Source organism: Acidisphaera sp. S103 (genome assembly GCF_009765975.1).
Lineage (GTDB): Bacteria > Pseudomonadota > Alphaproteobacteria > Acetobacterales > Acetobacteraceae > Rhodopila.
In genome coordinates, this window is the sequence record NZ_LMUJ01000096.1 from 1 (window position 1) to 3,048 (window position 3,048).

The window sequence follows — 3,048 nt, forward strand, 5'->3', positions numbered from 1 at the left end:
CGATCCAGACCGCAATCGCCATCGCTGACCAGAGACCCGTTGCCAGAAAGAACGGCCGGAAGCCCTGGGAAAGAAATGCGGGCACAGTGTGAGCGCCTTTCAGGTTCATCGTCATGATCTTCACTCTCGGAAGGGAGACACCGTCGGCAGTCGACGAGTTAGAACAACGACCATCCCTGACTACCCGCGACCACGCCGAAGATGGTGATCAGGCTGAGCGCGAGCAGAACCCAATGCACCCGATGCAGCCATCTGAACGCGACCTGTGGTGCTGATGTCGCCCATTTTCGGAAGTGGCGGGCCACGACGAATGGCTCCGCCACGAACAGGACAACGGTGAACAACAACCAGACGCAAACCATTGCGTGCATCCACCAGAACTCCGCCGAGCGGAACCGGTCCCACAGATCAAGCCGCGCCGCCATGTAGAAGCCAGTCAGGCCGACGATGACGACGGCTATGCGCGCCTGCCATGCGAAACGATGTTCGATCGCGCCCAAGGCCTGAAGCCAGTCGCTGCCAAGGTCGCCACGGCGAATGGCCGGCAAGGCAACGGTGGTCACCATCGACACACCGCCAATCCAGATGACCACGGCGAGGACATGCAAGGCTCGCGCGATCACAACATCATCCATGACAATTCCCCATCCCAGGTAACGCGGGTTGCGTCGGATCCATCCCAGTGCCGCCGCGTCCACGGCCATGTCGACGGAAATGTGCAAATCCTATCGTTCCATCCCCGCGAGGGCCGCGAAGACGTCTTACGGGTCATTCCGGGCTGCCGTCAGGCTTGGCTGTCCCGTTCAGACCGGTCGGAATGCGCGGCGCGCACCGGTGCGCGATCTACGTCACGGATACGAGCACTCCCATGCGGACTCAGCATTGATCCAGATCAAGGCCGACGGCGGCAGGACCGTCATTGTGGTGACCGGACCAAAGACCGGAGCACGCCAGAATGGAAAGTTCACTGCCGCCATCGCCCTGCGCCAGGGAAACCGGACCATGCACGTGATCGGCCCGGCGGGTGTTCAGCCGCAGACGATTGCCGCGTTTACGCGGAGCGGGGTGGTGGGCAACCTGCGGCAGGGCCTCATCATGGGCACCTGGGGGTTCTTCATCGGGTTTGCCGCGGTCGCGCTGTATGGGCTGGCCGCGCATGCGTTCCAGCAATCGATGCAGCTTACCGCAAACGCTGGCAGCACGACAAAATCGTGCGCTCCACCCATGGTGTGAACTGCACCGGTTCGTGCTCGTGGAAGATCTACGTCAAGGGCGGCATCGTGACGTGGGAAACCCAGCAGACCGACTATCCCCGTACACGGCCTGATCTGCCCAAACACGAACCCCGCGGCTGCGCCCGTGACCGTGTTCGCGCTTGGCGGTCTCATACGCTTCGACACCGCGCAAGACACCTGGCGTAGCGGGTCGAGTCCGCTGTTGCGAAAGCGGCAGTTCCGCCGGGGATCCAATCTGTTTCACATCGGCATCTTGATCGTTATCGGAGGTCATTTCACCGGCTTCCGGATACCCGATTGGGCGGTGGACTGGCTGATCAGCCCCGCCCAGCATGAACTGCTCGCCATGGTGGTCGGCGGCCCCGCCAGCCTGATCGCGATCGTCGGTCTGTCGTTGCTGATCCATCGCCGATTGACCGACCCGCGCATCCGCACCACCAGCCGGCGATGGGATATCGCGATTAAGGTATCTCTGAATAAGTCCTATGCGACGCGGGCCATCTATGATTCGCTGCCTGGCGGAGGAGCCTTCGGATGCAGCGCAGTTTTGCCGAGTGTGACGGTTTCCGGAAGCAGCGGAAAGTCACGCGCCGTGAAGCGTTTTTGGCGGAGATGGATCGGGTGGTGCCCTGGCTTCGGCTCGAAGCCCTGATCGCGCCGCATTATCCCGCCTCCGGGAATGGGCGGAAGCCCTATCCGTTGAGCACGATGCTGCGGATCCACTTTCTCCAGAACTGGTATGGCTACTCGGACCCTGGGATGGAGGAGGCGCTGCACGACATCCCCGTGCTGAGACGCTTCGCGGGGTTGGACGCAGGCATCAGCCGGATGCCGGACGAGACGACGATCCTGAACTTCCGTCATTTGCTGGAGGCGCACCAACTGGGCGAGAGCCTGTTCCAGGAGGTTGTCTCTTTGCTGAGCGAACGCGGCCTGATCCTGCGCGAGGGTACGATCGTGGACGCCACCCTGATCGCCGCCCCGCCATCGACGAAGAACGAGGCACGCAAGCGGGACCCGGAGATGACGTCGAGCAGGAAGGGCAACCAATGGCATTTCGGGATGAAGGCGCATATTGGCGTCGATACCGCGCATGGCTTGGTGCATACGCTGGAGGTCACGACCGGCAAAGTCTCGGACTACAGTATGGCGGATACGCTGTTGCACGGCGACGAGGCGACAGCGCACGCTGATCGTGGCTACGCCGACAGGACGCGTGAACCGGATCGCCCGCGCGATGAGGATGTCGTCGGTCCGCGCTGGTTCGTGCCATTCAAGCGCAAGAAGGGCTGTGACACGACACCGGAGGAGAAACGCTTGAACCGATTAATGGCGGCGCTGCGTTCGGCGGTAGAGCATCCGTTCCAGATTCTCAAACACCAGTTCGACTATACGAAGGTGCGATATCGCGGGTTGTTCAAGAACGAACAGCACCTGTTCAGCCAGTTTGCCCTGGTGGATTTGTATCTGGCACGGCACCTGATTGTCCCTGCCGATTGAGCACAAGAGGGGAGTCTGTTCGCCGCAGGAGAAAAAAGAACCGAAAGCCTCGGAAAATTGACAATCGCAGCGGACTGCCATGCCCGGACCGTCCCATGACGCCCTCGGACGTACGCAGTCCGTGCCGCGAACCGGTCACTGCAGGAAATTCACTCTATTCAGAGGTTCCTTAAACTGATGCTGTTTGGCCAGCGCGGCGTGGCCTTAAGTGATTTTGAGGCGTTGGAATGTGGGCACCTTCACCAAATCCAGGAGGAGGGCGAAGATTACGGCGGCAGCCAGCGTGCCGGCCACGACCCACGCCGGCAGTGGT

4 protein-coding genes are annotated in these 3,048 nt (G+C 61.4%); 3 read left to right on the forward strand and 1 reads right to left on the reverse strand.

Annotated elements, in window-relative coordinates:
- Nucleotides 1-158: 158 nt before the first annotated feature.
- On the reverse strand, nucleotides 159-635 hold the full coding sequence (locus tag GSQ89_RS31940; protein ID WP_158932160.1) for a hypothetical protein: 477 nt from the start codon (nucleotides 633-635) through the stop codon (nucleotides 159-161).
- A 247-nt stretch (nucleotides 636-882) separates the two neighbouring features.
- On the opposite strand from GSQ89_RS31940, the gene GSQ89_RS31945 reads away from it, so the two are divergent.
- The 3 genes from GSQ89_RS31945 to GSQ89_RS31960 all read left to right on the forward strand — a co-directional run bounded on the left by GSQ89_RS31945 (nucleotide 883) and on the right by GSQ89_RS31960 (nucleotide 2,735).
- Nucleotides 883-1,233, forward strand: a complete 351-nt coding sequence (locus tag GSQ89_RS31945) for a hypothetical protein (RefSeq protein ID WP_158932161.1) — start codon at nucleotides 883-885, stop codon at nucleotides 1,231-1,233.
- A gap of 132 nt (nucleotides 1,234-1,365) precedes the next feature.
- Nucleotides 1,366-1,887, forward strand: coding sequence for a respiratory nitrate reductase subunit gamma (gene narI, locus GSQ89_RS31955; RefSeq protein WP_254073462.1), 522 nt, complete (start codon nucleotides 1,366-1,368; stop codon nucleotides 1,885-1,887).
- Nucleotides 1,770-2,735, forward strand: a complete 966-nt coding sequence (locus GSQ89_RS31960; protein WP_158932162.1) for an IS5 family transposase — start codon at nucleotides 1,770-1,772, stop codon at nucleotides 2,733-2,735. Before narI ends, GSQ89_RS31960 begins: the two co-directional genes overlap by 118 nt.
- Nucleotides 2,736-3,048 lie beyond the last annotated feature (313 nt).